Raw genomic sequence first — 22,673 nt, forward strand, 5'->3', positions numbered from 1 at the left:
CGTCACGCACCATGGGGCGTCGGTCGTCCCTCGGGCTGGAGGGCGGGTAGTTTCTCCCCATGACCTCCCCCCCGACGTGGATCGTGCTGGGTGCAGGTGGACACGCGCGCAGCGTCTGCGACGTGATCGAGCGGGCGGGTGGCCTGGTGGTCGCCGTGGCTGGCGACTTCGAGGGTTCGCCCTGGGCGGTTCCGGTGCTTGCCGATGACCACACCGCCATAGCCAGGGCACTGGAGGAGGGGCACCGGGTTGCGCTGGGAGTCGGTGCGAACGCCGCCCGCGCTGCCCTCGTCGAGCTCGTGGTGCAACGTCAGGCGTCCGTGCCTCCGGTGCTCGCGCTCACGGCGTCAATGGCGCGTGATGCCGAGGTCGGCATTGCGTGCGTCATCCACGAGCATGCGCACATCGGACCGTTGGCGCGGGTGGGCCGCGGTGTCATCGTCAACACCGCCGCGGTCGTCGAGCACGACTGCGTCATCGGGGATGCTGCCCACATCGCCCCGGGGGCCGTGCTGCTCGGAGCGGCACGCGTCGGGGCCGGTGCCATGGTCGGTTCGGGTGCGCGCATCCTGCCGGGCCGCACCGTGGGCGCGGGTGCGGTGGTGGGCGCTGGTGCCGTCGTGCGGGACAATGTGGCGGCTGGCCGGACGGTAGCCGGTGTCCCGGCAGTCGAGCTCGGCCAGACGAACCACGGCTAGCACCGACCGACCACGAGCCGACCACCACCACGAGCCCACCGCGAGCTGACCACGACCACGAGGAGAGGGCACTCATGCGCACTGCCGAGATCGCAGGCCGAAGCATTCCCACCGCAGGGGACGTCTTCGTCATCGCCGAGGCGGGGGTCAACCACAACGGCGACCTCCAGCTCGCCCACGAGCTGATCGACGTGGCGGCCGAGTCCGGCGCGGATGCGGTCAAGTTCCAGACCTTCGACCCCGCCATGCTCGTGTCGAGCACTGCGTCGTCGACGCCCTACCAGCGCGCCCGCGGGGGCGCACAGGACCAGCGCTCGCTGCTCGAGGCGCTCACCCTGCCGCAGACGGCGTGGGCCGAGCTCCAGGCTCACGCCGCGGAGCGCAGCATCACCTTCCTCAGCACGCCGTTCGACACCGCCAGTGCGGAGATGCTCGTCGCCCTCGGCCTTCCCGCCCTCAAGGTGTCGTCGGGGGAGCTCACCAACATTCCCTACCTGCGCGCACTGGCCTCGCTCGGCGTCACCCTGCTCGTCTCGACGGGGATGGGCACGGCGCAGGAGGTCGCGGATGCCGTGAGCGCCTGCGAGCAGGCGCCCGGCCTGATCCTCTTCCACTGCGTCTCGGCCTATCCCGCGCCGATCGAGGAGTGCAACCTCCGGGCCATCCCCGCGATGCAGGAAGCACACGGCATACCGGTGGGTTGGTCCGATCACACACCCGGCCTGACCACCGCGTTGGGCGCGGTTGCGCTCGGGGCGAGCATCCTCGAGAAGCACTACACGACTGACCGCACCCTGCCCGGCCCGGACCACCGGGCCTCGCTCGAGCCCGCGGAGCTGACCGACTACGTGACCCAGACCAAGGTGCTGGCGCTCGGGCTCGGCGACGGGATCAAGCGGAGGATGCCGTCGGAGGAGGAGAATGCGGCGCTGGTTCGGCGCAGCTGGCACGCGGCCGCAGACCTGCCGGAGGGCACCGTCCTCGGTGACGAGCACCTGCTCCTGCTGCGGCCAGAGGGTGGCGTCAGCCCTGCCGTCGACATCCGAGGCCGTGGTCTCGGCCGGTCGGTGCCGGCGGGCGCTCCCATCGGCGAGGACGACCTGTCACCCGCGGGAGCCCGATGACCGCCACGCGGCAACGGCTGCGCGTAGCAGTCTTCGTCGGCACACGGGCAGACCTCGGACCGCTGTCGCCCGTGATCACGGCGCTCGCCGACGCGGCGGACATCGATCTGCACTTGTTCACCGGTGTGGCCTACGCCGGTGACGAGCTCGCCGCCGCGCTCCCGGCCACCAGCCGGGTGGACGGCTGGCGCGACGCCGTCCACGAGCTCGCCGAGCCGATCGGCACGATCACCGTCGAGGCGATGCTCGAGCACGGTCCGCGGCTGGCGGCCGGCGCATCCCGGCTGCTGCGCGAGGTCGCGCCTGACGTTTTCGTCGTGCTCGGCGACCGGTGGGAGCTGTTGTATGCCGTGCCGCCAGCTTTCTTTGCCGGCGTCCCCATCGTGCACCTGCACGGGGGCGAGGTGACCGAGGGCGCTCTGGACGAACGCGTCCGGCACGCTGTCAGCAAGCTCGCCGACCAGCATTGCGTCGCCTCCGAGGACGCGGCCGCGAGACTGCGCCAGATGGGTGAGCCCGCCGACCGGGTGCACGTGACCGGCGCGCCCGGGCTGGACCGGCTGGCCAGGGCCGAGCCGTACTCCGACGCCGAGCTGGGTGAGCAGCTGGGTGTGCCCGTGCGCCGCCCTGTCGCGCTCTTCACCTACCACCCTCCGACCGCCGAGGCGGGCGCGCCGGTGGGCGCGTGGGCGGCCGAGGCGCTGGCGGCGACTCTCGAGCACTGCGGCACCGTGGTGGCCACCTATCCCGGGATGGACGCCGGCCGCGAGGAGATCATCGCCGCCCTCACCAAGGCGGCCGACGGCGAACCCGGGGTCGTCGTCGTCGAGGCTCTCGGCGCGCGTTTCCCGCGCGTCCTGGCGAGCGTCGACGTCGTGGTCGGCAACTCGTCCTCGGGGATCATCGAGGCCGCTGCGGCGCACCTCCCCGCGGTCAACATCGGCGCGCGGCAGCAGGGCAGGCTGCGCGGCGCCAACGTCGTGGACGTGGCCGAGGGCAGCGCAGCCGTGAGCAAGGGCCTCGCCGTCGCGCTCAGCCCGGAGTTCGGAGCCCAGGCTCGCACAGTGGTCAACCCCTACGGGAGCGGAGACGCCAGTCACCGCATCCTCGATATCGTGCGGCAGGCGCCCGCATCGCCTCGCGTGAAACCTTTCGTCGACCTTGGGTCGGCGCTCCAGCTCGAGGAGGACCGGTGACCCAGCGCCAGCTGCAGGAGGCCTGCGCCCCGACCACCGCAAGCCTCCGTGACGTTGCGATCGTCATCGACACGTTGGCTTCGTCGTTGTGCATGCTCACCGAGCCCGACGGCCGGCTGGCCGGGCTGCTGACCGACGGCGACGTCCGTCGGGCCCTGCTCCGTGGGGCGCATCTCGACGATCCTGCGCTCGAGCACGCCACGACGACTCCTCAGACCGTCGCCGCGGGCTCGCCTCGCGCCCTGGTTCTCGACCTCATGCGTGCCCTGCGCATCTCGGCTGTCCCCGAGGTGGAGGAGGACGGCACCGTGGTCGGGCTGCACACCCTCTCGGACGTCGTGGGAGCCGACCCCCTGCCCAACGTCGCCGTGATCATGGCCGGCGGCAAGGGCACCCGGCTCGGCGACCTCACCAAGCACACCCCCAAGCCCCTGATGACGGTGGCGGGCCGGTCGATCATCGAGTGGATCATCCTCAACCTCGTCGGCGACGGCATCCGCGAGGTCTACGTCAGCGTCAACCACCTCGCCGACCAGATCGAAGCGCACCTCGGCGACGGCACCCGGCTCGGGTGTTCTGTTCGCTACCTCCGTGAGGAGCCCGACCGCCCCCTCGGCACAGCGGGTTCGCTCACCCTGCTGCGCCAGGAGCGTGGCGACCTCGCCGACCCGGTCATCGTCATGAACGGCGACCTCATGGTCGAGTTCGACACCGGCCAGCTGCTGGAGTTCCACCGGCGCCGCGGGGCCCAGGTCACGATGGGGGTGCGCAGCTACCAGCACGAGGTTCCCTTCGGTGTCGTCGAGAGCGACGGCCACCTCGTCACCGCGGTGACCGAGAAACCGACCATCCGCTTCAACATCAACGCGGCCGTGTATGCCGTGGAGCCGGCGGCGCTGGCTCTGCTCCCCGAGGGGGAGGCCAGTACGATGCCGGGACTGGTCCAGCTTTGTCTGGACCGCGGTGACCGTGTTGCCGCATGGACGATTTCCTCCGACTGGATCGATGTGGGCACCCCCGTGGACCTCGCCCGCGCGAAAGGACAGGCGTGACCGACGCTGAGCTCACCCCCCTGGCAATGCAGGGGAGCCTCCGGGGCAAGACCGTGCTCGTGACCGGCTCGGACGGCTTCATCGGCAGCCATCTGGTCGAGCGCCTCGTGGCCGACGGTGCGCACGTCCGCGCTTTCTGCCTGTACAACTCCAACGGGTCGACGGGGTGGCTCGACGAGTCCGAACCGTTCAAGCAGGCGGTCCGTGACGGTCAGGCGGAGGTCATCCTCGGAGACATCCGCGACCCCGAGCATGTGCTTGCCTCCGTCGAGGGAGCCGATGCGGTGCTGCACCTCGCCGCCCTCATCGCGATCCCCTTCTCGTACGTCGCACCCCGGTCCTACGTCGAGACCAACATCATCGGCACGCTCAACGTCCTCGAGGCCGTGCGTCGCCACGGGACGCCCCGCATGGTCAACACCTCGACCTCGGAGGTCTACGGCACACCCGAGGAGGTGCCGATCACCGAGGCCCACCCCTTGCGGGGTCAGTCGCCCTACTCGGCCACCAAGATCGGTGCCGACAAGATGTGCGAGTCCTACGCGCTGTCCTTCGACACCCCCGTGACGACGCTGCGCCCGTTCAACACCTTCGGGCCGCGACAGTCGTTCCGGGCGGTCATCCCCACCGTGCTGTCCCAGCTGCTTGCCGGCGCCACCCAGGTCAAGCTCGGTGCCATCTCGCCCAAGCGCGACTTCACCTACGTCACCGACACCGCTGACGGGTTCGTGCGCGCCGCCCTCGCGGAGGTCGCCCCCGGCACCACGGTGCAGCTCGGCACCGGCCGCACCGTGTCGGTCGGTGAGGTCGTCGACCTGTGCAAGAAGGTCACCGGGTCCACCGCGGAGATCGTCACGGACGAGGCGCGGCTCCGGCCCGACGGGTCCGAGGTCGAGATCTTGTTGTCCGATCCGTCGAATGCGCACGCCACCTTCGGGTGGGCCCCCACCGTCTCGCTGGAGGAGGGCCTGTCCCGGACCGCCGAGTGGCTGCGGCCACGGGTCGACGCGGAGACCGCGGGGCACTACCACCGATGAGCATCCCTGCCGGAGAGGCCCACGCACCGGGCGCCCGTGGCCCGGAGGGCACTATTCCCCTCGCCGTTCCCAACATCGGCGCACTCGAACGCCGCTACGTGCTCGAGGCGGTTGAGTCGGGTTTCGTCTCGTCGGTCGGCCCGTTCGTCAACGAGTTCGAGCTGCGGTTCGCCGAGCGCGTCGGCAGCCGGTTCGCCGTCGCCTGCTCGACCGGCACCGCCGCCATCCACATCGCGCTCCTCCTGCTCGACGTGGGACCGGGCGACGAGGTCTTCTGCTCGGACTTCACCTTCGTGGGTTCGGTCAACCCCATCGCCTACACGGGCGCGACGGCCGTCTTCATCGACTCCGAGACCGACACCTGGAACATGGACCCGGTCCTGCTCGAGAGCGAGCTGGCGCGCCGTCAGCAGGCCGGAGAGCCGATGCCCAAGGCGGTCGAGGTGGTCCACGTCCTGGGCCAGCCAGCCGACCTGGAGGCGATCGCCCCGATCTGCGAGCGCTACGGCGTTCCGATCCTCGAGGACGCCGCCGAGTCGCTCGGCGCCTCCTACGCCGGGACCGGAACGTTGGCGGGCAAGCACACCGGCAGCGTGGGCCGGGTCGGCGCGTTCTCGTTCAACGGCAACAAGATCGCCACGACGGGTGGCGGCGGGATGCTGGTCACGGACGACGAGGAGCTGGCCCGTCGGGCCCGTCACCTCACCACCCAGGCCAAGGTTCCGGACGTCGGCTACCTCCACGACGAGGTGGGGTACAACTACCGGCTCACGAACATCGCTGCCGGCCTGGGGTTGGCCCAGCTCGAGCGGCTGGACGAGTTCGTGTCGCGCAAGCACGAGATCGCTGCGCGCTACGACGAGGCGTTGCGTGACACCCCGCTCGTCCTGCCGCCCAGGCTCGAGGGCTACGACGCCACGTACTGGCTCTACTCCGTCCTGACCCCCGAGGCGGACGGCCGCGACGCCTTCCTGGCCCACCTCAACGACCACGGTGTGGGGGCGAGGGCGCTCTGGCGACCCCTGCACCTGCAGCCGCCGTTCGCGGACCTGGCCGTCCTCGGGGGAGAGGTGGGCACGAGCCTGTTCACTCGGGGTGTCTCACTGCCGTGCGCGACCGAGCTGACCCAGGCCGACCAGCAGCGGGTCATCGACGCGGTCCTCGCCTACTTCGGCTGATCCCAGCCGTGTTGCGCTTCTCCCACTGCTCTGCCGACGGGTGCCTGGCGAGCAGCGGGGTGGCCGGCGACACACACAGGGGCGGGGACGCCACGGCATACCAGCGGGTAACCTGAAGTCCGTGAGCACCGGTAACCGCGACTTCGACCTGTTCAAGATCTCCGAGGACCACGAGGCCCTGCGTGAGGCGGTGCGCGCCGTCGCCGAGGACAAGATCGCTCCGTATGCCGCGGCCGTGGACGAAGAGGCGCGGTACCCCCAGGAGGCGCATGACGCCCTGGTGGCCTCCGACTTCTTCGCCCCCCACATCGCCGAGGAGTACGGCGGTGTGGGCGCCGACGCCCTCGCGACGTGCATCGTCATCGAGGAGGTCGCCCGGGTCGACGCGTCCGCCTCGCTCATCCCGGCCGTCAACAAGCTCGGCACGATGCCGCTGATCATCGCGGCGAACGACGACGTGAAGAAGCGCTACCTCACGCCCCTCGCGGAGGGGAGGACGACGTTCTCCTACGGGCTGTCGGAGCGCGAGGCCGGCTCGGACACCGCGGCCATGAAGACCCGCGCCAAGCGGGCCGGTGACGACTGGATCGTCAACGGGCAGAAGTCCTGGATCACCAACGCCGGCGTCTCTGAGTACTACACCGTCCTGGCGGTCACCGACCCCGACGGCAAGCGCGGCAACAACGTCACGGCGTTCGTGCTGGAGAAGTCGGACGAGGGCTTCACGTTCGGTGAGAAGGAGCGCAAGCTCGGCATCAAGGGCAGCCCCACCCGCGAGCTGCACTTCGACAACGTCCGCATCCCCGGCGACCGCATCGTCGGCGCCGAGGGTGAGGGTCTCAAGATCGCGCTCGCGACCCTCGACCACACCCGCGTGACCATCGGGGCGCAGGCCGTCGGGATCGCCCAGGGGGCACTGGATTTCGCAGTCGGCTACGTCAAGGAGCGCAAGCAGTTCGGCAAGCACATCGCCGAGTTCCAGGGCATCCAGTTCATGCTCGCCGACATGGCCATGGCCGTCGAGGCCGCGCGCCAGATGGTCTACGTCGCGGCGGCCAAGTCCGAGCGGGGCGACAAGGACCTGCCCTTCTTCGGAGCGGCCGCCAAGTGCTACGCCTCCGACGTCGCGATGCAGGTGACCACCGACGCCGTCCAGCTGCTCGGTGGGGCGGGCTACGTCCGCGACTTCCCGCTCGAGCGGATGATGCGCGACGCCAAGATCACCCAGATCTACGAAGGCACCAACCAGATCCAGCGCGTCGTGATGGCCCGCCAGATCCTCGCGTGACGGCGAGGTGTGCCGCCCACGCGGCATACCTCGCCGGAGAAGGTTGCGCTTCGCCCCGGAACGGTTCCCGGGTGAAGCGCACCCTTGTCCCTAGACCCGATAAAGGTGTGGTCAGCCGCCGGAGGGTTTGCCGTCGGTGCCCGCCGGAGGCGCCTCGAGGGGCTCGTCGTTGCGCAGCATGGTGAACAGCGCCTTGGCGCGCTGGGAGTTCCACTTGACCGAGCTGCCGGCCGACGTCTGGTAGTTCACGCTCTGGATCGGGACCACGAGGCTGAGCCCCTCGTCGTTGGAGACGGCCCGCATCGCGAGCAGCACCCGGCTGGCGTCACGCAGGGAGGTGTCCTCCCCGACGATGAGGCCCTTCGCCGAGGCGTGCGTGAACCCCCAGTAGCGCGTCGGCACGAGCACCGTGGAGGGGGTGGCGGCCTTCTTCATGATGGCGGCCAGGAACTGGCGCTGGCGTTCGGCGCGACCGATGTCGCCGCGCGGGTCGGAGTAGCGGGCGCGGACGAAGCCGAGGGCGTTCTTGCCGTCGAGGACCTGACACCCCTTCTTCAGGTTGATGCCGGCCTTCTTGTCGTTCATCCGGAACGGCACGCAGATGTTGACCCCGTCGACGCTGTCGACGACGGACGCGAAGCCCGCGAAACCGATCTCGACGTACCCGTCGATGTGCAGGTCGGTGACCTGCTCCACGGTCTGGACCAGCAGGTTCGGGCCGCCGAAGGCGAAGGCTGCGTTGATCTTGTTGCTGCCGTGCCCGGGGATCGGCACGTAGGAGTCGCGCGGGATCGAGATGAGGGCGGGTTTGCCACCGCTCTGGGAGACGTGCACCAGGATGATCGAGTCGGTCCGGCGGCCCGCGGCGTTGCCGGTGGCGTACTCCTTGCGCTGGGCGGCGGTGAGCCCCTCGCGACTGTCCGACCCCACGAGCAGGTAGGTGAACCCCTTGCTCTCCGGGGGTCGGGTGCCGGCGGGCGTGGTGTCGACCTTGGTCACCGAGTTCCATGCGTGCAGTGGGGTGAAGACCATGAATGCCACCCACGCCACGACCAGGAGCAGGACGACCCGCACGATGGGGAACCCGCGACGGCGCCGCGGGGGCGACGGGTCGTCATACGAGGGCCCTGCTGGTGCCCCGGCCGAGCCGGATGGCCGCCCCGCGGTGGCGACCGGGGCCGGGCGAGCCGACTCGGCCGCGCGGGCTGCCTTGTCGCGCCGCCGACCACGCACGTCGACGGTGTAGACGCCTTCGCCGTCGGGCGTCCCCTCGCCGTCGGGCACCCCCCCGGCGTCGGCGCCGCTGCCACCGCCACCCTGGGGGATGGGGCGTGCATCGTCGGGGCCTTGGGGGCGTCCACTCATGCGGCAAGTCTGCTGGGAGGGGGTGGTCCGGGCAAAACGCCGCACGGAAGTCGCCTAGACGCAGAACCGCCGATTCCATGACGAACCGACCCTGCGACACGACACTCTGGAATCCCACGCGTCACAGAATTCTCACCCGTTGCGTCCCATACTGATGCACCATGAGCCGCCCGACCGTCGCCGATCCGGGATTGGTCGTCCCTCGCCGCGCGACCGGCTCCCGGCCGTCGCCCTCCGGCTGGCCGGCTGACGGCGTCTACCTGTCGGGAGGCCCCGGTCGTCGACTGGGCGATGCCACCCCGGCCAGCCCCAGGATGCGGCGGCGGCGTGCGTTCACCCTGGTCGCCCTGACGTTGGTGCTCCCCGGCGCCGCACAGCTCGTGGCAGGGAACCGTCGCCTCGGACGCGTCGGCCTGCGGGTCTGGCTGACGATGCTGGCGCTCCTGCTCGCGGTGGGACTGCTCTTCCTGGCCAGCCGGTCGACGGCCCTCGGGCTGGTCGGCCGTCCCTGGCTGATGCTGGGCCTGCAGTGGGTGCTCACCGGCTTCGCAGCCCTGTGGGCGGTGCTCTTCGTCGACGCGTGGCGGCTGGGCCGCCCGGGCGGGCTCGTCGCCGCCTCGCGGCGCTGGCTCACCGGGCTGACCGCAGCGCTGCTCGTGGTCACCTCGGGCGGCCTCGTGTATGCCGCGCAGACCGTGGGTGCCGGGCGCGAGGCCCTGGGGGCGATGTTCCAGGGCAACAGCGCCATCGCCTCCACCAACGGCCGCTACAACATCCTGCTGCTCGGGGCCGACTCCGGTCGCGACCGGGTCGGCACCCGGCCCGACAGCATCCAGCTGGTCAGCCTCGACGAGAAGACCGGCCGCGCGGTGACGTTCGGCTTCTCCCGCGACACGGAGAACATCAACTTCCGCCCCGGTTCCACCATGGCCCGGCTGATGCCCGAGGGCTGGAACTGCGGCGACGAGTGCCTGCTCAACGGCCTCTACACCTGGGGGCAGGAGCACGCCGCACTGTTTCCCGCAGGCACCCGCGACCCGGGCCTCGTCGCCACTCGTGAGGCGGTCGAAGCCCTCAGCGGTCTCAACGTTCACTACTACGTGATGATCGACCTCAAGGGCTTCCGCAAGATGGTCGACGCCGTCGGCGGCCTGGACATCACGGTCAAGCACCGCACGCCGATCGGCGGGGGCACGTCGCCCATCATCGGGTGGATCGAGCCCGGTCACCAGCACCTCGACGGCTACCACGCCCTGTGGTACGCCCGCTCCCGCCAGGGGTCGACCAACTACGAGCGGATGGCCAGGCAGCGGTGCGTCACCACGGCCATGGCGAGCCAGCTCGACCCCCAGACGGTGCTGCTGCGGTTCCAGAAGATCGCCACGGCCAGCGCCGGGCTGATCGAGACCGACCTGCCCCAGTCCGAGCTCGGACGCTTCGCCGACCTGGCCATCAAGACGCGCTCGCAGAAGATCCGCGGCGTCAACTTCGTCCCGCCGCTGATCAAGCCGTGGGACTACGACCCCTCGGTGGTCACCTCGACGGTCCGGTCCACCATCGCCGCGTCGGAGAAGGCGGGCAGCACCAGCTCGAAGAGCCAGGCACCGGCCTCGGCCCGGCCGGTCGTGAAGCCCAAGCGCCAGCCGGGCACTGCCGTGCAGGACCCGGCCAAGGCGGCGGGGAACGCGGCGGAGAGCGACCTCTCCTCCGTATGCTCGTCCTCCTCATGACCAGCACTCCTCCTGACGAACCCCTCCCCACGCCCCCATCGCCGCCGCTGCCGTCGCTGCCGTCATTGCCGGCGCTGCCCAGCGTGGGAGTGGTGATGCCGATCCTCAACGAGGAGCGTCACCTCGAGGAAGCGGTGGACGCCGTGCTGGGGCAGGACTACGACGGCCCGATCCACCTGGTCCTCGCGCTCGGACCCAGCCACGACCGCACCGACGAGATCGCGCGGGGCATCACCGACCGCGAGTCCCGCGTGCGGAGCGTGGCCAACCCCTCGGGTCGCACCCCGGAGGCGCTGAACGCCGCCCTGGACGCGCTCGACGAGGTCGACGTCGTCGTCCGGGTCGACGGGCACGGCGTGCTGGACCGAGACTACGTCAGCACCGCGGTGAGCCTGCTGACCGAGACCGGGGCCGCCAACGTCGGCGGCCTGATGGACGCCGAGGGCGTCACGTCGTTCGAGCGGGCCGTCGCGGCAGCCATGACCTCGAAGCTCGGCGTGGGAGCCGCACGGTTCCACACCGGTGGCGAGGCCGGAGCGGCCGACACGGTCTACCTCGGCGTGTTCCGGCGTGAGTGGCTCAGCAGGTTGGGCGGCTACGACCCGCGTTTCGTGCGCGCCCAGGACTGGGAGCTCAACCACCGGATCCGCGAGGCCGGCGGGCTCGTCTGGTTCTCGCCCAGGCTCCGGGTGGCCTACCGTCCGCGGCCGACCCTGGCCGCCCTGGCCCGGCAGTACCGCGACTACGGCCGGTGGCGACGGGTCGTGGCCCGCACCCACGCGGGCACGATCAACGCGCGCTACCTCGCCCCGCCGGCGGCGCTCGTCGGGTTCCTCGCCGGACTGGTCGGGGGCTTCGTCTGGTGGCCCCTGTGGCTGGTCCCCGCGGCATACCTCGCCCTCACCACCGTGGGTGGGCTGACGGTGCGCGACGCGCGGCTGCACGCGGCGGACCGCCTGTGGCTGCCGGTCATCCTGCCCACCATGCACCTGAGCTGGGGCTGGGGCTTCCTGTCGAGCAGGGTGCGGATCGACACCTGAGCATCAACGTATGCCGCCGCGTCGCGCCCTCGCGGCGTCCCAGCGGCCCGCGCGGTGGCGGGGTCCTTCAGCGGCAGGCGTCGAGGCGGTAGAGGGTGTAGTCGCCGGCCTTGCCGACCTCGGTGAACCCGGCGGCCTTGGGCACGTCGTCGATGCCTGCGTAGCGTCGTTTCTGGAACGCGCTCCCCGTCTTGGAAGCCCCGCCGACCAGCACGTGGGAGACGCCCAGCCGTCGTGCCGCCGCGCACACCGCAGGGTCTTCCGCGGCCCGGTCGAGGTCGAGGCCGAGCAGCTCGCGGTCGCCTTCGGTCCACGACTTCTCGGTCGGGAAAAGCAGTGACCGGTCACTCGTGAGGTAGAGGTAGGTGCCCCCTCGCCACGGGTTGGCCGCGACCACGTCGCCCGCGGGCACCTGGGCCCCCAGCGTGCGCAGGGCGTCGAGGTTGGACTCACTGACCCAGGCGCCGCGACCGCTGGTGACGAAGAAGGGTCGCAGGGCTTGGCGATGGGAGTGCATCCCGAGCCCTGCCGTCCCGGCCACGAAGGCGATGGCCACGAGGGCAGCTATCGCCGGCGCCGGGTGGGTGCGTGGCCGGCGATGCCGGATGACCGCGACGACGAGCTCGGTGACCCCGGTCAACGCAGCCGCGGCCAGGACCGCGCCCGTGAGCACCATCAGGGCCCCCAGCCGAGGCGAGTTGTTGTACCAGGGCCACGTGAACCATCGCGTGTGCGGGGTGTCGACCAGGGTGATCGCGAGGTAGAGCGCCAACACGCCGCCGTGCGCGAGCACCAGCCACAGCTGCGACCTGCGCACCAGGAGCACGAGGCCGCCCACTGCCACCGTCAGACCCACGCCCCACACAGGCAGCAGGTCCCTCGGGGCGAAGAAGGCGGCGTCGATCAGCCCGTCGTGCACGGACATCTCCGGGCCGGGCCCGTTCGAGGCGCGCATCGCCGTGGACACCCGGGTCGCGGCGACCCAGCTGACTCCGGCCATGAGCAACACCGCGAGGGCCGCGCCGACGAGGCCCACGGCGGCACGGGTGTCCTTCCGGCGCAGTCGCCAGGCGCCGCGCACGAGTCCGGCAACCCCGACCAGGGTGCCGAGGAGGAAGAAGGCGATCAACGCGCTCGGATGCGCCGCCGCGAGGCCCGGCAGTGCGCCGATCACCACGAGTGCCGAGCGGGCACGGACCGGCCCGTCGACCACGACGACCAGAAGCGCGAGGACACCCGGCAGCAGGGCCTGGCCGTAGAGGTTGGGCCACAGGACGCCGTAGCCCTCCATCCAGAACGGAAATCCGGAGAACGCCACTGCGGCCAGCGACGCGGCCAGGGTCGGCCACCATCCGGTGCCCAGCACCCGCCGGGCCAGCAGCATGAGTCCGAGGGGCCAGACGACTGCTGCCAGGACCAGGCTCGTCGCGGACGCCGCCACGACGGGGGTGCTGCCGGTCAGCTGGGCCACCGTGGCGGCGACCGCGTGGAAGGCCGCGGGGTAGAAGCCACCGGTGCCGGAGGCGGCGAAACCGCCGGCGTGGAGCGTGGAGACGTCGCCCCGCTCGAGCATCCACTGGATGGTCCCCAGGTGAAAGATCGTGTCGGGGCTCTGGGGGAACCTCGTCGGCCGACCGCTGACCGGCAGGACGACGAGGGCAACGACGACGGCCGACAACGCGGTTCCGGCCAGCAACGACCACAGGCTGCCGTCGTCGGCGGCCTCGGGGCGGGACCGCAGGAGGCGACCCACGAGGGCGCACGCGCCGATCAGGAGGAGGACCCCCGCCGCCAGGGGCAGCGCGCCCCACGAGACGCCGGCCATCGCCGCCGCGGCGCCGGCCAGGGCGATGGTCGTCGTGCCGAGCAGCGGCCCGACCGCGAGGGCGGTGGGCCACCGCAGGCCGGTGATCCGGGCGCCCAGGGCTCCGGGGACGACCAGCAGCACAGCGGCGACCAGGACGACCGGGAGGGCCTCCAGCCAGGTGGTGCTTCCGAGCCCCATCAGGGTCGCGTCGCCCGGTCGACGAGTCCGTGGCTCAGGTCGACGGGCCCGCGGCTTCGGAGGGCGTGGCGGCCGGGCTGGCGCAACGGTCGGGTCATGGCGGACAGCATACGAGCGGGTTCTGGCCGAGTTCGTCGCCACCCGGGCGAGGGCGGCGGAGGCTATGCTGCATTGCTCCTGCTGCCCCCCTCGAGGAAGAACCGCATGCCCGACGCGCCTCGCGGCGACTGGTGCCTTCGATGAGGACCATGCGCGCCATCCTGCGCACCGCGGTCGCGAGCGGTCCCTCGTCCAGTCCGTCCATCCCGGGATGGCTCGCCACGACCCGGTTGCTGGTCGTCGTCGCGCTCACCGTGGGCTACGTCGCGAGGCGCCCCGACGACGCCGTGGTCTGGTGGCCGGTGGCCCTCATGCTTCTCAGCACGGCTGGCGAGACGGTGGCCCGTCGGCTGCTCCCGACTCCCCGGGCGGTCCACCTGCCCGGCTACGCCGACCCCGGGGTTCCGCTGGTGAGGGCCGTCGTCCCGGCCGCCGGCTTCGCGCTGCTCCTGCTGGCGCTCGCCGCCGCTGCCAGCTGGTCCCCGGCCGTGGTGGCCGTGGGCGCGGGTGTGCAGGCGGCTCTGTTGCTGGCTGCCGGGCTGCAGCTCGTGGCTGCGTATGCCGGGCGGCGGGCCAGGGGCGTCGCCGTGCGGGAGGCGCTGGCCGCCTATGCGCCCGAGTTCGTCCTCTACACCGCCCGCCGGGGCGGGGCCTACCAGCTCGACATGTGGGTGCCGCACCTGCGCGCCCTCGGTCGCCCTTTCGTGGTGGCGACCCGCGACCCGGTGGCCCTGTCGGCGCTGGGGGGAGCGGTCGATGTGCCGGTGGTCGCCTGTCCCGCATGGCGTGACCTCGACAACCTCGTCGTGCCGAGCCTGCGAGCGGCCTTCTACGTCAACAGCGTCGCGGCCAACGCAGACTTCGTCACCTACCGCCAGCTCACCCACGTCTACCTGGGGCACGGCGAGTCCGACAAGGCGCTGTCCCACCACCCGGCGCACGCGATGTACGACCGGATCTTCGTCTCGGGCCAGGCCGCCGTCGAGCGGTACGCCAGGCACGGCATCCAGGTGCCCGCCGACAAGTTCGTCGTCGTGGGCAGCCCCCAGTCGGCCGCCGTCGCGAGCGCCGCACGGCCGATCGCGGAGGTCGCCGCGCCGACGATCCTCTACGCGCCAACCTGGCAGGGCTACAACGACCACTCGTCCTACTCGTCCCTGCGACAGGGGGTCCGACTCGTCACGAGCCTGCTGCAACGGCCGGGCGCCGTCGTCTTCCGCCCCCATCCCTTCTCGCGTTCGCGTCCCGACGAGGCCACCTTGGTCACGGCGATCGAGCAGGTGCTCCTCGAGGACGCCCGCGCGACCGGACGGCCCCACGTGGTCGGCCCCGACGAGCCGTTCGCCCAGTCGGCCAACCGCGCCGACGCCATGGTGGCCGATCTGTCCAGCGTGGTGACCGAGTTCCTCGCCACCGACAAGCCGTTGGCGATCATCGCCGACGCCGACGTCGCGACCTTCCGGCAGCGCAACCCGGTCGCCGACGCGGTATACCTGGTTGACTCCGACCTCGGCAACCTCGACGACGTCCTCACGGACCTGCTCGGGGCCGACCCGCTGCAGGCGGCGCGCGGCGCCGTGCGCGCCCGCTACGTGGGCGCGGACGGGGACCTGGCCTTCGGCGAGGCGGTGCTGGAAATCCTCGATCGAGCCCAACCGCCTGCCGGTCAGATCTCAGCCAGCCGGTAGGGTCGCGTCCGTGACAGAGTTGCGCACGGTGGCCGTGGTCCTTGCGGGTGGAGTCGGCAGCAGGGTCGGACTCAGCATCCCCAAACAGCTCATCAAGATCGCTGGTCGGCCGATCATCGAGCACACGATCGAGGCGCTCGACAGCAGCCCCCTGGTCGACGAGATCATCGTGATGATGACGCCCGGCCACCTCGACCCGGTGCGCGCGATCGTCGCCACCGGCGGCTACTCCAAGGTGACCCAGATCCTCGAGGGTGCCGACACCCGCAACGGCACCACGGGGCGGGCCCTGCAGGCCCTGGGCTCCGAGGAGTGCAACGTCCTGTTCCACGACGCAGTGCGGCCGCTGCTCAGCCAGCGCATCATCGCCGACTGCGTGGCCGCCCTGAAGACCCACGAGGCGGTCGACACCGCCATCCCCTCGGCGGACACGATCATCTCCGTCACCGACGACAGCGAGATCAGCGACGTCCTCAAGCGCTCGGAGCTGCGTCGCGGCCAGACGCCCCAGGGATTCCGCCGGTCGGTCATCTCCCGCGCCTACGAGCTGGCGTCGCGCGACCCGAACTTCGCCGCCACCGACGACTGCACCGTCGTGCTGCGCTACCTGCCCGACGTGCCCATCGCCGTGGTGGCGGGCGACGAGCGCAACATGAAGGTCACCGAGCCGATCGACGTCTACCTCGCCGACAAGCTCTTCCAGCTCACCAGCCACGACCTGCCCGAGGACCACACCGACGACGAGTTCGGTGAGGTGTTGCGCGGCAAGACGATGGTCGTCTTCGGCGGCAGCTATGGCATCGGCGCCGACATCGTGGCGCTGGCGGAGCGCTTCGGGGCGACGGTGCGTTCGTTCAGCCGCTCCGGCACCCGCACCCACGTGGAGCGCAGGGCCGACGTCGTGGCCGCGCGCCAGAAGGTCCTCGAGGAGACCGGCCGGGTGGACTTCGTGGTCAACACTGCCGGCGTTCTGCCACGCGGGACCCTGGAGGAGACGACCGAGGAGACGATCTACGCGGCCACCGAGGTCAACTACATCGCGCCGATCCTGATCGCCCAGGAGTTCTACCCCTACCTGCGCGAGGCGGGGGGAGCGCTGCTGCTGTTCACCTCCAGCTCCTACACCCGCGGTCGTTCGGGCTACAGCCTCTACTCCTCGGCCAAGGCCGCCACGGTCAACCTGACCCAGGCGCTGTCGGACGAGTGGGCCTCCAGCGGCGTGCGGGTCAACTGCGTCAACCCGGAACGCACCGGAACTCCCATGCGCACCAAGGCTTTCGGTCAGGAGCCGGCAGACAGCCTCCTCGACTCCGAGACCGTCGCGAGGGCTGCCCTCCGGGTGCTGGTGTCCGAGCTCACGGGGCACGTCATCGACATCCGTCGCGCCGACCCGTTCTCGACCCACGAGCTGACGGCGGCCCTGGCCGACGACATGCACCAGACAGAACCGCATGACGAAATGCCCGAGAACGCCGAGTCGGCGAGCGGTAGCGACCGCAACTAGGGCCACGAACCCGTTGCAACGAGAGGGAATTCAGTGTCGGTCAAGGTGAGCGTGGTCGTACCGGTCTACAATCCGGGACCCTATATCGATCCCTGCATCGAATCCTTGCTCGGACAGACGCTGCCCGCCGAGGAGCTCGAGCTCATCTTCGTCGATGACGGTTCGACCGACGACTCCCTCGCCAAGCTGCGCGCGGTCGCGGCCAAGCACCCGCAGGTGACGGTGATCCCGATCCCCAACTCGGGCTGGCCGGGGAAGCCGCGCAACATCGGGGCCGACGCGGCCAGGGGTGACTACGTCATGTTCGTCGACCAGGACGACACGATGGAGCCCGAGGCGCTCGAGCGGATGCACACCCTGGCTGCAGGCAACGGCGCTGACGTCGTGCTGGGCAAGGTCATCAGCGACTTCCGTGGGGTCAACCACGAGGTCTACCGCACCCAGCGCCCGTCCTGCACGGTGTTCGACGCGCCCCTCATGGAGAGCCTCACCCCGCACAAGATGTTCCGCGCAGACTTCCTGCGGGAGAAGGGGATTCGCTACCCCGAGGGCGCGCGACGCCTCGAGGACCAGCTCTACATGGCGAAGGCCTACTTCCAGGCCAAGGCGGCGACCATCGTGGGCGACTACGTCTGCTACCGCTACCTGCGCCGACCCGACGGCGGAAACGCCGGTTCCAAGCGGTTCGACCCGGCCATCTACTACGCCAACCTCCGCGAGGTGCTCGACGTCGTCGACGCCCACACCGAGCCCGGCGAGGAACGCGACCACGTCTACCGCCGGTTCCTGCGCGTCGAGCTGCTCGGTCGCATGGGTGGCGGCAAGGTGCTCAAGCACCCTGAGGACTTCTTCGAGCCGCTGCTGCGTGAGGTCCGTGCCCTGCTCGACGAGCGTTTCCCGCTCTCGGTCGACCAGGGCATGGGGGCCGCCATGCGGGTGCGAGCGGGCATCGTCCGCCGGGGAGACCGGGAGGAGATCCTCGCCCTCGCCCGGGAGTACAACGCCGTCAAGGCGCTCGCGGTCCTTACGGGGATGCGGACGGTCGGGTCCACCTTCGAGGTGGACGTCGAGGTGCGACTGACCCACCGGGGCAGTCCCCTCGTCCTCGAGTCCCGGGACGGCAAGCTCTACCTTCCGAAGGCGGTGGTCGGCGACGCCGCCACCGACGAGGAGCGGCGCGTCGACGACCAGGTCGACGCGGCATACGGCGACGTGGTCCTGCGCCACCGCGACCTGCGGGACGAATGGTTCCTGCCCGCTCCGCTGGAGGTCTCCCTGGAGCCGAGTGGAAACGGCCAGGAGGTGGTCTGGAGGGGAACGGCGACCGTCGACCCCGCGACGGCCGCCGGTGGCTCGCCGCTGCGCTCCGGCAAGCAGGACTTCTACCTCCGGCTCGGCTGCTTCGGGTGGGCCCGGCAGCAGCGGATCGGGGCAGACCGCCGCGATGGACTCCGCGTGCCCGACCTGTTCGTCGAGCCCGGCGGACGGCTCGTCGAGCGGTTCGACACCGACCCGCACGGCAACCTCAGCCTCAACGTGGGCATCCCCAAGGACCGCGCGCGGACCCTGCTCGCCAAGTCCTCCGTGCGGTCGGCCTCACGCACCAGCGTCGAGCTCGCCCCCAACGTCCACCTCTCCGGGGCCAGCGGCCAGGGAAGCCTGGGGTTGCGTCGCGCCGACGGTCACCGCACCTCGTGGAAGGTCGCCACGGAGGGTGGCGCCACCTGGGTGGCGAACGCTCCAGACGGTGAACAGCTGCGCCCGGGGACGTACGAGCTGACCCTGTCGGCACCGGGACCGTGGGGGGCCGTGCGACTGCTCGAAGTGGTCGTGGTCTCCCCGCTGGGAGTCAGCACCCGCAGGGCCACCGCGGGACCGACGCCCGCGGAGCGACTGACCAGGCTGGCAGCCCGCGCCCGCCGATCCCTCAAGCGCTGACGCGGCCCCAGGCGGCGACGGCCTCGTCGAAGGCTCGGTCGAAGCGGGCCACGGGGTCACCGGACTGGTCGCCGAGCAGGTAGGCGGCGGTCGTCGCGCGGGCGGCGCTGAGCGAGTCGACGTCGCGGGCGTCTCGCACCTGTTCGGCGACGTCGCTGCCGTCGCCGCTGAGGATGTAGGCACCGCCCGCCGAGGGGAACTCGAGCCGGAAGCGGTCGTCCGAGGCGGTCCCGAAGCGGGTCACGACGTACGGCTTGCCCGAGGCGAGGAAGTCGGTGATGACGCTCGAGATGTCGCTCACCAGGAGGTCGGCGCGGTTGAAGGCCTGGTAGAGGCCCTCCGAGCCGGTGACGACCTCGTGCGGCGCCCCGGCGTCCGTGACCAGGTCCTTGAGTGCCTCGACCTCGTCCCCGAAGGCCGGATCGTCGGTGCCGGTGCCGGGGTGCGGCTTGAACAGCACGCGCACGCCGGGCATGGCCAGCAGGGTCTCGAGGATGACGCGACCTTGGCTGAGGATCGAGGAGTACTCCCACTGGGCGAAGAATCCTTCGCGAGTGGGCGCGTAGAGCACGGTGTACTCCCACGTGCTGGCGCCGTCGTCGCCGTGGTGGTCCTCGGCGAGGGGCGCGGCGACGCGGCGGATCTCCGCCAGCTGAGGACGGCCGATCTCTCGCACCTGCTCGTCGCGCACGCCGACGTCGGCCACCCGGTAACGGTCGCGGGCAGCGGGCCCGCTCACCCACGCCTCGTCGAAGATCCTCGTGAGGACCGTGGCGCTGCCGCCCTTGTCGCTGTCGCCGTGGCCGACGAAGACGTCCACGATGCCGGGGAGACGGAGCAGGTGGTTGTTGGTGGCGACGTTGGACGGGTAGAGAGCGATTCGGACCGACGACGGCACGACTCGCTCGATGTCACCGGGGCGGCTGACCATGACGACGGGGAGGGTGTCGGTCGCCACGAGCGGCTCGTTGTAGGGCTCGCGCACGATGATGACGACCTTGCGGTCGATGCGCTCGAGGGTCGGCACCCACACGTTGGCGATGTAGCCGATGGCCTCGGGTCGGCTGTAGTAGAACACCGCCTCGGGTGCGGCCTCGCGGAGTGCGGCGGCGAGCAGGTCGACGGTCTTCTCGTGGGGCGTGTCACGGCGCGCCCGCAAGGCATCGACCAGTGCGAACGACACGAACACCCCGCAGGTCAGGACTGCCACGGCTGCGGCGACGCGCGCAGCGCCGACCGAGCCACCGCTGAGCGGCACCAGCACCCCGACCACCAGGGCCAGGGTGGCCGCCGAGATCCACCGCGGGGCCTCCGCGAGCAGACCCGGTGCCAGGGGTGGGTGGCGGACGACACCGGGCACCTCGAAGTTGCGCCAGGTTACGGGGGACAGGCGGTGGCCGACGGCGTCGGCGACCAGCACCTGCAGGGTGAGCCGCCCCAGCCAGATCACGACGAGGGTGACCGCCACGACGACGAAGGCGTCGGCGTCGGAGCGCACCGCCGACACGGCGAGACCGCCCAGGAGCAGTCCCCGCAGTCCGGTGCGGACGGACAGTCCGGCCCCGAAACCCTCCAGCGCCTCCGCCACGTCGTCACGCTCGCGCACGAGTGCCTCGCCCGCGAGACCGACGAGCGTGCCGGTGGCGAAGAGTGCCGCGGCGACGCGGGGGAGTGCCTCGGCGATGGGCAGCGCCAACCCGAGGAGGGCGAAACCCGCCCCGAGAAGGCCGATGACCGACAGGTACTTCCTCACGCGTCCTCCTCCTGCGCCGCGACCTGAGCTGCCGCCGCCGTCCGGGCGAGGGCTTCCTCACTGCGCCGACAGGCACGGGTCACCTCGTCGGCGAAGCGGGCCATCGGGTCGCTGACGGGGTCGCCGAGGAAGTATGTCGCGAGCTCGAGGCGGCGGGGGCGCAGGGTGTCCGGCCCCGCCGCGTCCTCGATCGCGGCGACCACCGAGGCGGGGTCGAGGGTGACGACCCCACCTCCCGCCGTGCTGGGGAAGTCCCGGTGGAACTCTTCGAGCGGGGTGTTCTTCGGGTTGGTGACCAGGTAGGGCTTGCGCGAGGCGAGGAAGTCGGCGACGACGCTCGAGATGTCGGCAACGAGGACGTCGGCCTCGTTGAACGCCCGGTAGAGGGCGTCGGGTTCGTTTCCCACGACCTCGTGTGGACCCGCGCCGGACAGCCGGCGCTCGATGGCGGCACGGGCCGTGCCGGCAGCGTCCAGACGGGTGCCGGTCGCGGGGTGGGCCTTGAACAGCACCCGGATGTCGCGGTCGGACTTCAGCAGGGCATCGACCAGGGCCACCCCCATCGGGGCGACCGAGGAGTAGTTGACCCCCTCGAAGTTGCCCTCCCAGGTGGGGGCGTAGAGGACGGTGACCGGGGAGGCCTGACGGGCCCCGTCAGGGACCGCCTGGATGTGGGCCAGCTGAGGTCGTCCGACGGTGACCAGCTGCTCGGCCCGGACGCCCTCGCCGCGCTGCAGGTAGCGGTCACGCGCAGCCGCACCGGCCACCCAGATCTCGTCGAAGACCCGGTGCAGGGGGCTGTAGGTCACCGACTTGTCGCCGTCACCGTGGTTGATGAACACGTGCCGCAGCCCGCGCAGCCGGATCATGTGGTTGTTCTTGATGACGGTCGTCGGGTAGAGCGCCACTCGCATCGACGGCAGCTGGAAGGCTTCGACGTCCTGCGCCCTGGGCAGCACCAGGACGGGAGTGCGAGTCGGCAGCAGGGCGTCGAGGTGGAGGCTCTCGCGGATGAAGATGACGGTCGGCTGCTCGATGCGCTCGATGGTCTCGAGCCACACGTTGAGCTGGTAGGTCGTGTCGGGTCCGCCGCTGAAGTAGACGACCACCTCGGGCGCCAGCTCCTGCAGGGCGGCGAAGACTCCGGACCGCTCCTCGGCCGGTGTGGCGAGCCGACCGACCAGACGACGGCGGGCCAACCCGCGCAGCACGACGAACGCCGCCCCGCCCAGCACGAGCACGAAGGCTGCCCACACCGGCCACCCCGCGCCGAGGGTCCACGACAGCCACAGCCCGACGACGAGCGGAACGTCCACGTGGAGCGCGAACTGCGCACCTTCGACCGGCCCCAGCCGGGGCAGGGTGGGCGGCAGGATCTCGGGTCCGCTGTCCGCACCGCCGACGTCCAGTCCGCGCCACCACACCCGACCGCGCCGCCGCCGCCGGTTGCGGGCCCCGATGACGCGGTATGCCGTGTGGCCCCCGTGGACGACCGCCACGCCGGCCAGGGCGACGGTCACCTCGAGGGCCGAGGGGCTGCGCAGCATGGCCCAGCCGAGGACCGCTGCGCCCTCTCGGAGCAGGTGCCGCTGGACGGGTGCCATCTCGCGGTCGTTGAACCACGTCACAGCGCGCTCGTCGACTCGGTAGAACCTTGCGTCGGCCAGGTAGTTGACGACCAGGGCCACCGCAAGCACCCAGCCCCACGCGAGCACCGCCGCCAGCACCATGACGACCGTGCTCAGCACCCATGCGAGGCTGACCTGGACGTCGGGCCTGCGCAAGGCGGAGGTCAAGCGCGTCATGGTGTCCGTTCGTCGGTGGCGGCGGGGAGTCGGAAGGTGTTGGCAGTTGGCGGGCGCTGGCAGTTGGGGGGCGCTGGGGGCGTCCCAGGCGCTGCGCCGAGGATACCGGGGCCGCGGGCCATCCCCTCGCGGCGGCGTGACTCAAGGGGCCGTGCGGTGTGGCGTACCCTCGG

Annotated in this window: 16 protein-coding genes; 12 read left to right on the forward strand and 4 right to left on the reverse strand. The window is 71.2% G+C overall.

The annotated features are described in order from the left end of the window. Window positions 1-59: 59 nt before the first annotated feature. From AC1DYG_RS12225 to AC1DYG_RS12255, 7 genes are all read left to right on the forward strand, one after another. Entirely contained in the window at window positions 60-698 is a 639-nt protein-coding gene (locus AC1DYG_RS12225) for a NeuD/PglB/VioB family sugar acetyltransferase (protein WP_477640131.1), read from the forward strand. A gap of 74 nt (window positions 699-772) precedes the next feature. Further along, window positions 773-1,822 carry an N-acetylneuraminate synthase family protein gene (locus tag AC1DYG_RS12230; RefSeq protein WP_477640132.1) on the forward strand — a complete coding sequence of 350 codons (1,050 nt, stop codon included), beginning with the start codon at window positions 773-775 and terminating at the stop codon, window positions 1,820-1,822. Continuing rightward, window positions 1,819-3,018, forward strand: a complete 1,200-nt coding sequence (neuC, locus tag AC1DYG_RS12235) for a UDP-N-acetylglucosamine 2-epimerase (RefSeq protein WP_477640133.1) — start codon at window positions 1,819-1,821, stop codon at window positions 3,016-3,018. Before AC1DYG_RS12230 ends, neuC begins: the two co-directional genes overlap by 4 nt. Beyond that, window positions 3,015-4,070 carry a nucleotidyltransferase family protein gene (locus AC1DYG_RS12240; protein ID WP_477640134.1) on the forward strand — a complete coding sequence of 352 codons (1,056 nt, stop codon included), beginning with the start codon at window positions 3,015-3,017 and terminating at the stop codon, window positions 4,068-4,070. The genes neuC and AC1DYG_RS12240 overlap by 4 nt, the downstream gene beginning before the upstream one ends. Further along, complete coding sequence (locus AC1DYG_RS12245) at window positions 4,067-5,107, forward strand: SDR family NAD(P)-dependent oxidoreductase (protein WP_477640135.1); 1,041 nt, start codon at window positions 4,067-4,069, stop codon at window positions 5,105-5,107. Before AC1DYG_RS12240 ends, AC1DYG_RS12245 begins: the two co-directional genes overlap by 4 nt. Beyond that, window positions 5,104-6,285, forward strand: coding sequence for a DegT/DnrJ/EryC1/StrS family aminotransferase (locus AC1DYG_RS12250; RefSeq protein ID WP_477640136.1), 1,182 nt, complete (start codon window positions 5,104-5,106; stop codon window positions 6,283-6,285). Before AC1DYG_RS12245 ends, AC1DYG_RS12250 begins: the two co-directional genes overlap by 4 nt. Before the next feature lie 121 nt (window positions 6,286-6,406). Continuing rightward, the gene (locus tag AC1DYG_RS12255; protein WP_477640137.1) at window positions 6,407-7,573 is read left to right on the forward strand and encodes an acyl-CoA dehydrogenase family protein; all 1,167 of its coding nucleotides are present in this window, start codon (window positions 6,407-6,409) and stop codon (window positions 7,571-7,573) included. Between the two features lie 111 nt (window positions 7,574-7,684). On the opposite strand, the gene AC1DYG_RS12260 is transcribed toward AC1DYG_RS12255, so the two are convergent. After that, a complete protein-coding gene (locus tag AC1DYG_RS12260) occupies window positions 7,685-8,938 on the reverse strand; it encodes an LCP family protein (RefSeq protein WP_477640138.1) in 1,254 nt (417 codons plus the stop codon). A 161-nt stretch (window positions 8,939-9,099) separates the two neighbouring features. On the opposite strand from AC1DYG_RS12260, the gene AC1DYG_RS12265 reads away from it, so the two are divergent. Further along, window positions 9,100-10,668, forward strand: coding sequence for an LCP family protein (locus AC1DYG_RS12265; protein WP_477640139.1), 1,569 nt, complete (start codon window positions 9,100-9,102; stop codon window positions 10,666-10,668). Next, complete coding sequence (locus tag AC1DYG_RS12270; protein WP_477640140.1) at window positions 10,665-11,708, forward strand: glycosyltransferase family 2 protein; 1,044 nt, start codon at window positions 10,665-10,667, stop codon at window positions 11,706-11,708. The genes AC1DYG_RS12265 and AC1DYG_RS12270 overlap by 4 nt, the downstream gene beginning before the upstream one ends. Window positions 11,709-11,775: 67 nt before the next feature. Here the strand turns inward: AC1DYG_RS12270 and AC1DYG_RS12275 are convergent, their stop codons facing one another. Then, entirely contained in the window at window positions 11,776-13,713 is a 1,938-nt protein-coding gene (locus tag AC1DYG_RS12275) for a DUF6541 family protein (RefSeq protein ID WP_477640141.1), read from the reverse strand. A 248-nt stretch (window positions 13,714-13,961) separates the two neighbouring features. On the opposite strand from AC1DYG_RS12275, the gene AC1DYG_RS12280 reads away from it, so the two are divergent. The 3 genes from AC1DYG_RS12280 to AC1DYG_RS12290 are packed head-to-tail and all read left to right on the forward strand — an operon-like array spanning window position 13,962 to window position 18,942. Continuing rightward, window positions 13,962-15,500 (forward strand): CDP-glycerol glycerophosphotransferase family protein, encoded by a 1,539-nt coding sequence (locus AC1DYG_RS12280; RefSeq protein ID WP_477640142.1) that lies wholly within the window; start codon window positions 13,962-13,964, stop codon window positions 15,498-15,500. Between the two features lie 10 nt (window positions 15,501-15,510). Further along, on the forward strand, window positions 15,511-17,004 hold the full coding sequence (locus AC1DYG_RS12285; RefSeq protein ID WP_477640143.1) for an SDR family NAD(P)-dependent oxidoreductase: 1,494 nt from the start codon (window positions 15,511-15,513) through the stop codon (window positions 17,002-17,004). A 51-nt stretch (window positions 17,005-17,055) separates the two neighbouring features. After that, a complete protein-coding gene (locus AC1DYG_RS12290; protein ID WP_477640271.1) occupies window positions 17,056-18,942 on the forward strand; it encodes a glycosyltransferase family 2 protein in 1,887 nt (628 codons plus the stop codon). Here AC1DYG_RS12290 and AC1DYG_RS12295 read toward each other — a convergent pair. Both AC1DYG_RS12295 and AC1DYG_RS12300 read right to left on the reverse strand, forming a co-directional pair. Beyond that, a complete protein-coding gene (locus tag AC1DYG_RS12295) occupies window positions 18,932-20,695 on the reverse strand; it encodes a CDP-glycerol glycerophosphotransferase family protein (protein ID WP_477640144.1) in 1,764 nt (587 codons plus the stop codon). The genes AC1DYG_RS12290 and AC1DYG_RS12295 overlap by 11 nt on opposite strands. After that, a complete protein-coding gene (locus AC1DYG_RS12300) occupies window positions 20,692-22,491 on the reverse strand; it encodes a CDP-glycerol glycerophosphotransferase family protein (protein ID WP_477640145.1) in 1,800 nt (599 codons plus the stop codon). Before AC1DYG_RS12300 ends, AC1DYG_RS12295 begins: the two co-directional genes overlap by 4 nt. Between the last annotated feature and the right edge of the window lie 182 nt (window positions 22,492-22,673).

This window comes from Pedococcus sp. P1_H8 (genome assembly GCF_056405175.1).

Excerpts from the sequence above, each read along its gene's own strand:
- AC1DYG_RS12250 (WP_477640136.1), top strand. The coding sequence starts at position 5,104 with ATGAGCATCCCTGCCGGAGAGGCCCACGCACCGGGCGCCCGTGGCCCG.
- AC1DYG_RS12225 (WP_477640131.1), top strand. The coding sequence starts at position 60 with ATGACCTCCCCCCCGACGTGGATCGTGCTGGGTGCAGGTGGACACGCG.
- AC1DYG_RS12270 (WP_477640140.1), top strand. The coding sequence starts at position 10,665 with ATGACCAGCACTCCTCCTGACGAACCCCTCCCCACGCCCCCATCGCCG.
- AC1DYG_RS12260 (WP_477640138.1), bottom strand. The coding sequence starts at position 8,938 with ATGAGTGGACGCCCCCAAGGCCCCGACGATGCACGCCCCATCCCCCAG.
- AC1DYG_RS12265 (WP_477640139.1), top strand. The coding sequence starts at position 9,100 with ATGAGCCGCCCGACCGTCGCCGATCCGGGATTGGTCGTCCCTCGCCGC.
- neuC (WP_477640133.1), top strand. The coding sequence starts at position 1,819 with ATGACCGCCACGCGGCAACGGCTGCGCGTAGCAGTCTTCGTCGGCACA.
- AC1DYG_RS12275 (WP_477640141.1), bottom strand. The coding sequence starts at position 13,713 with ATGGGGCTCGGAAGCACCACCTGGCTGGAGGCCCTCCCGGTCGTCCTG.
- AC1DYG_RS12280 (WP_477640142.1), top strand. The coding sequence starts at position 13,962 with ATGCGCGCCATCCTGCGCACCGCGGTCGCGAGCGGTCCCTCGTCCAGT.
- AC1DYG_RS12230 (WP_477640132.1), top strand. The coding sequence starts at position 773 with ATGCGCACTGCCGAGATCGCAGGCCGAAGCATTCCCACCGCAGGGGAC.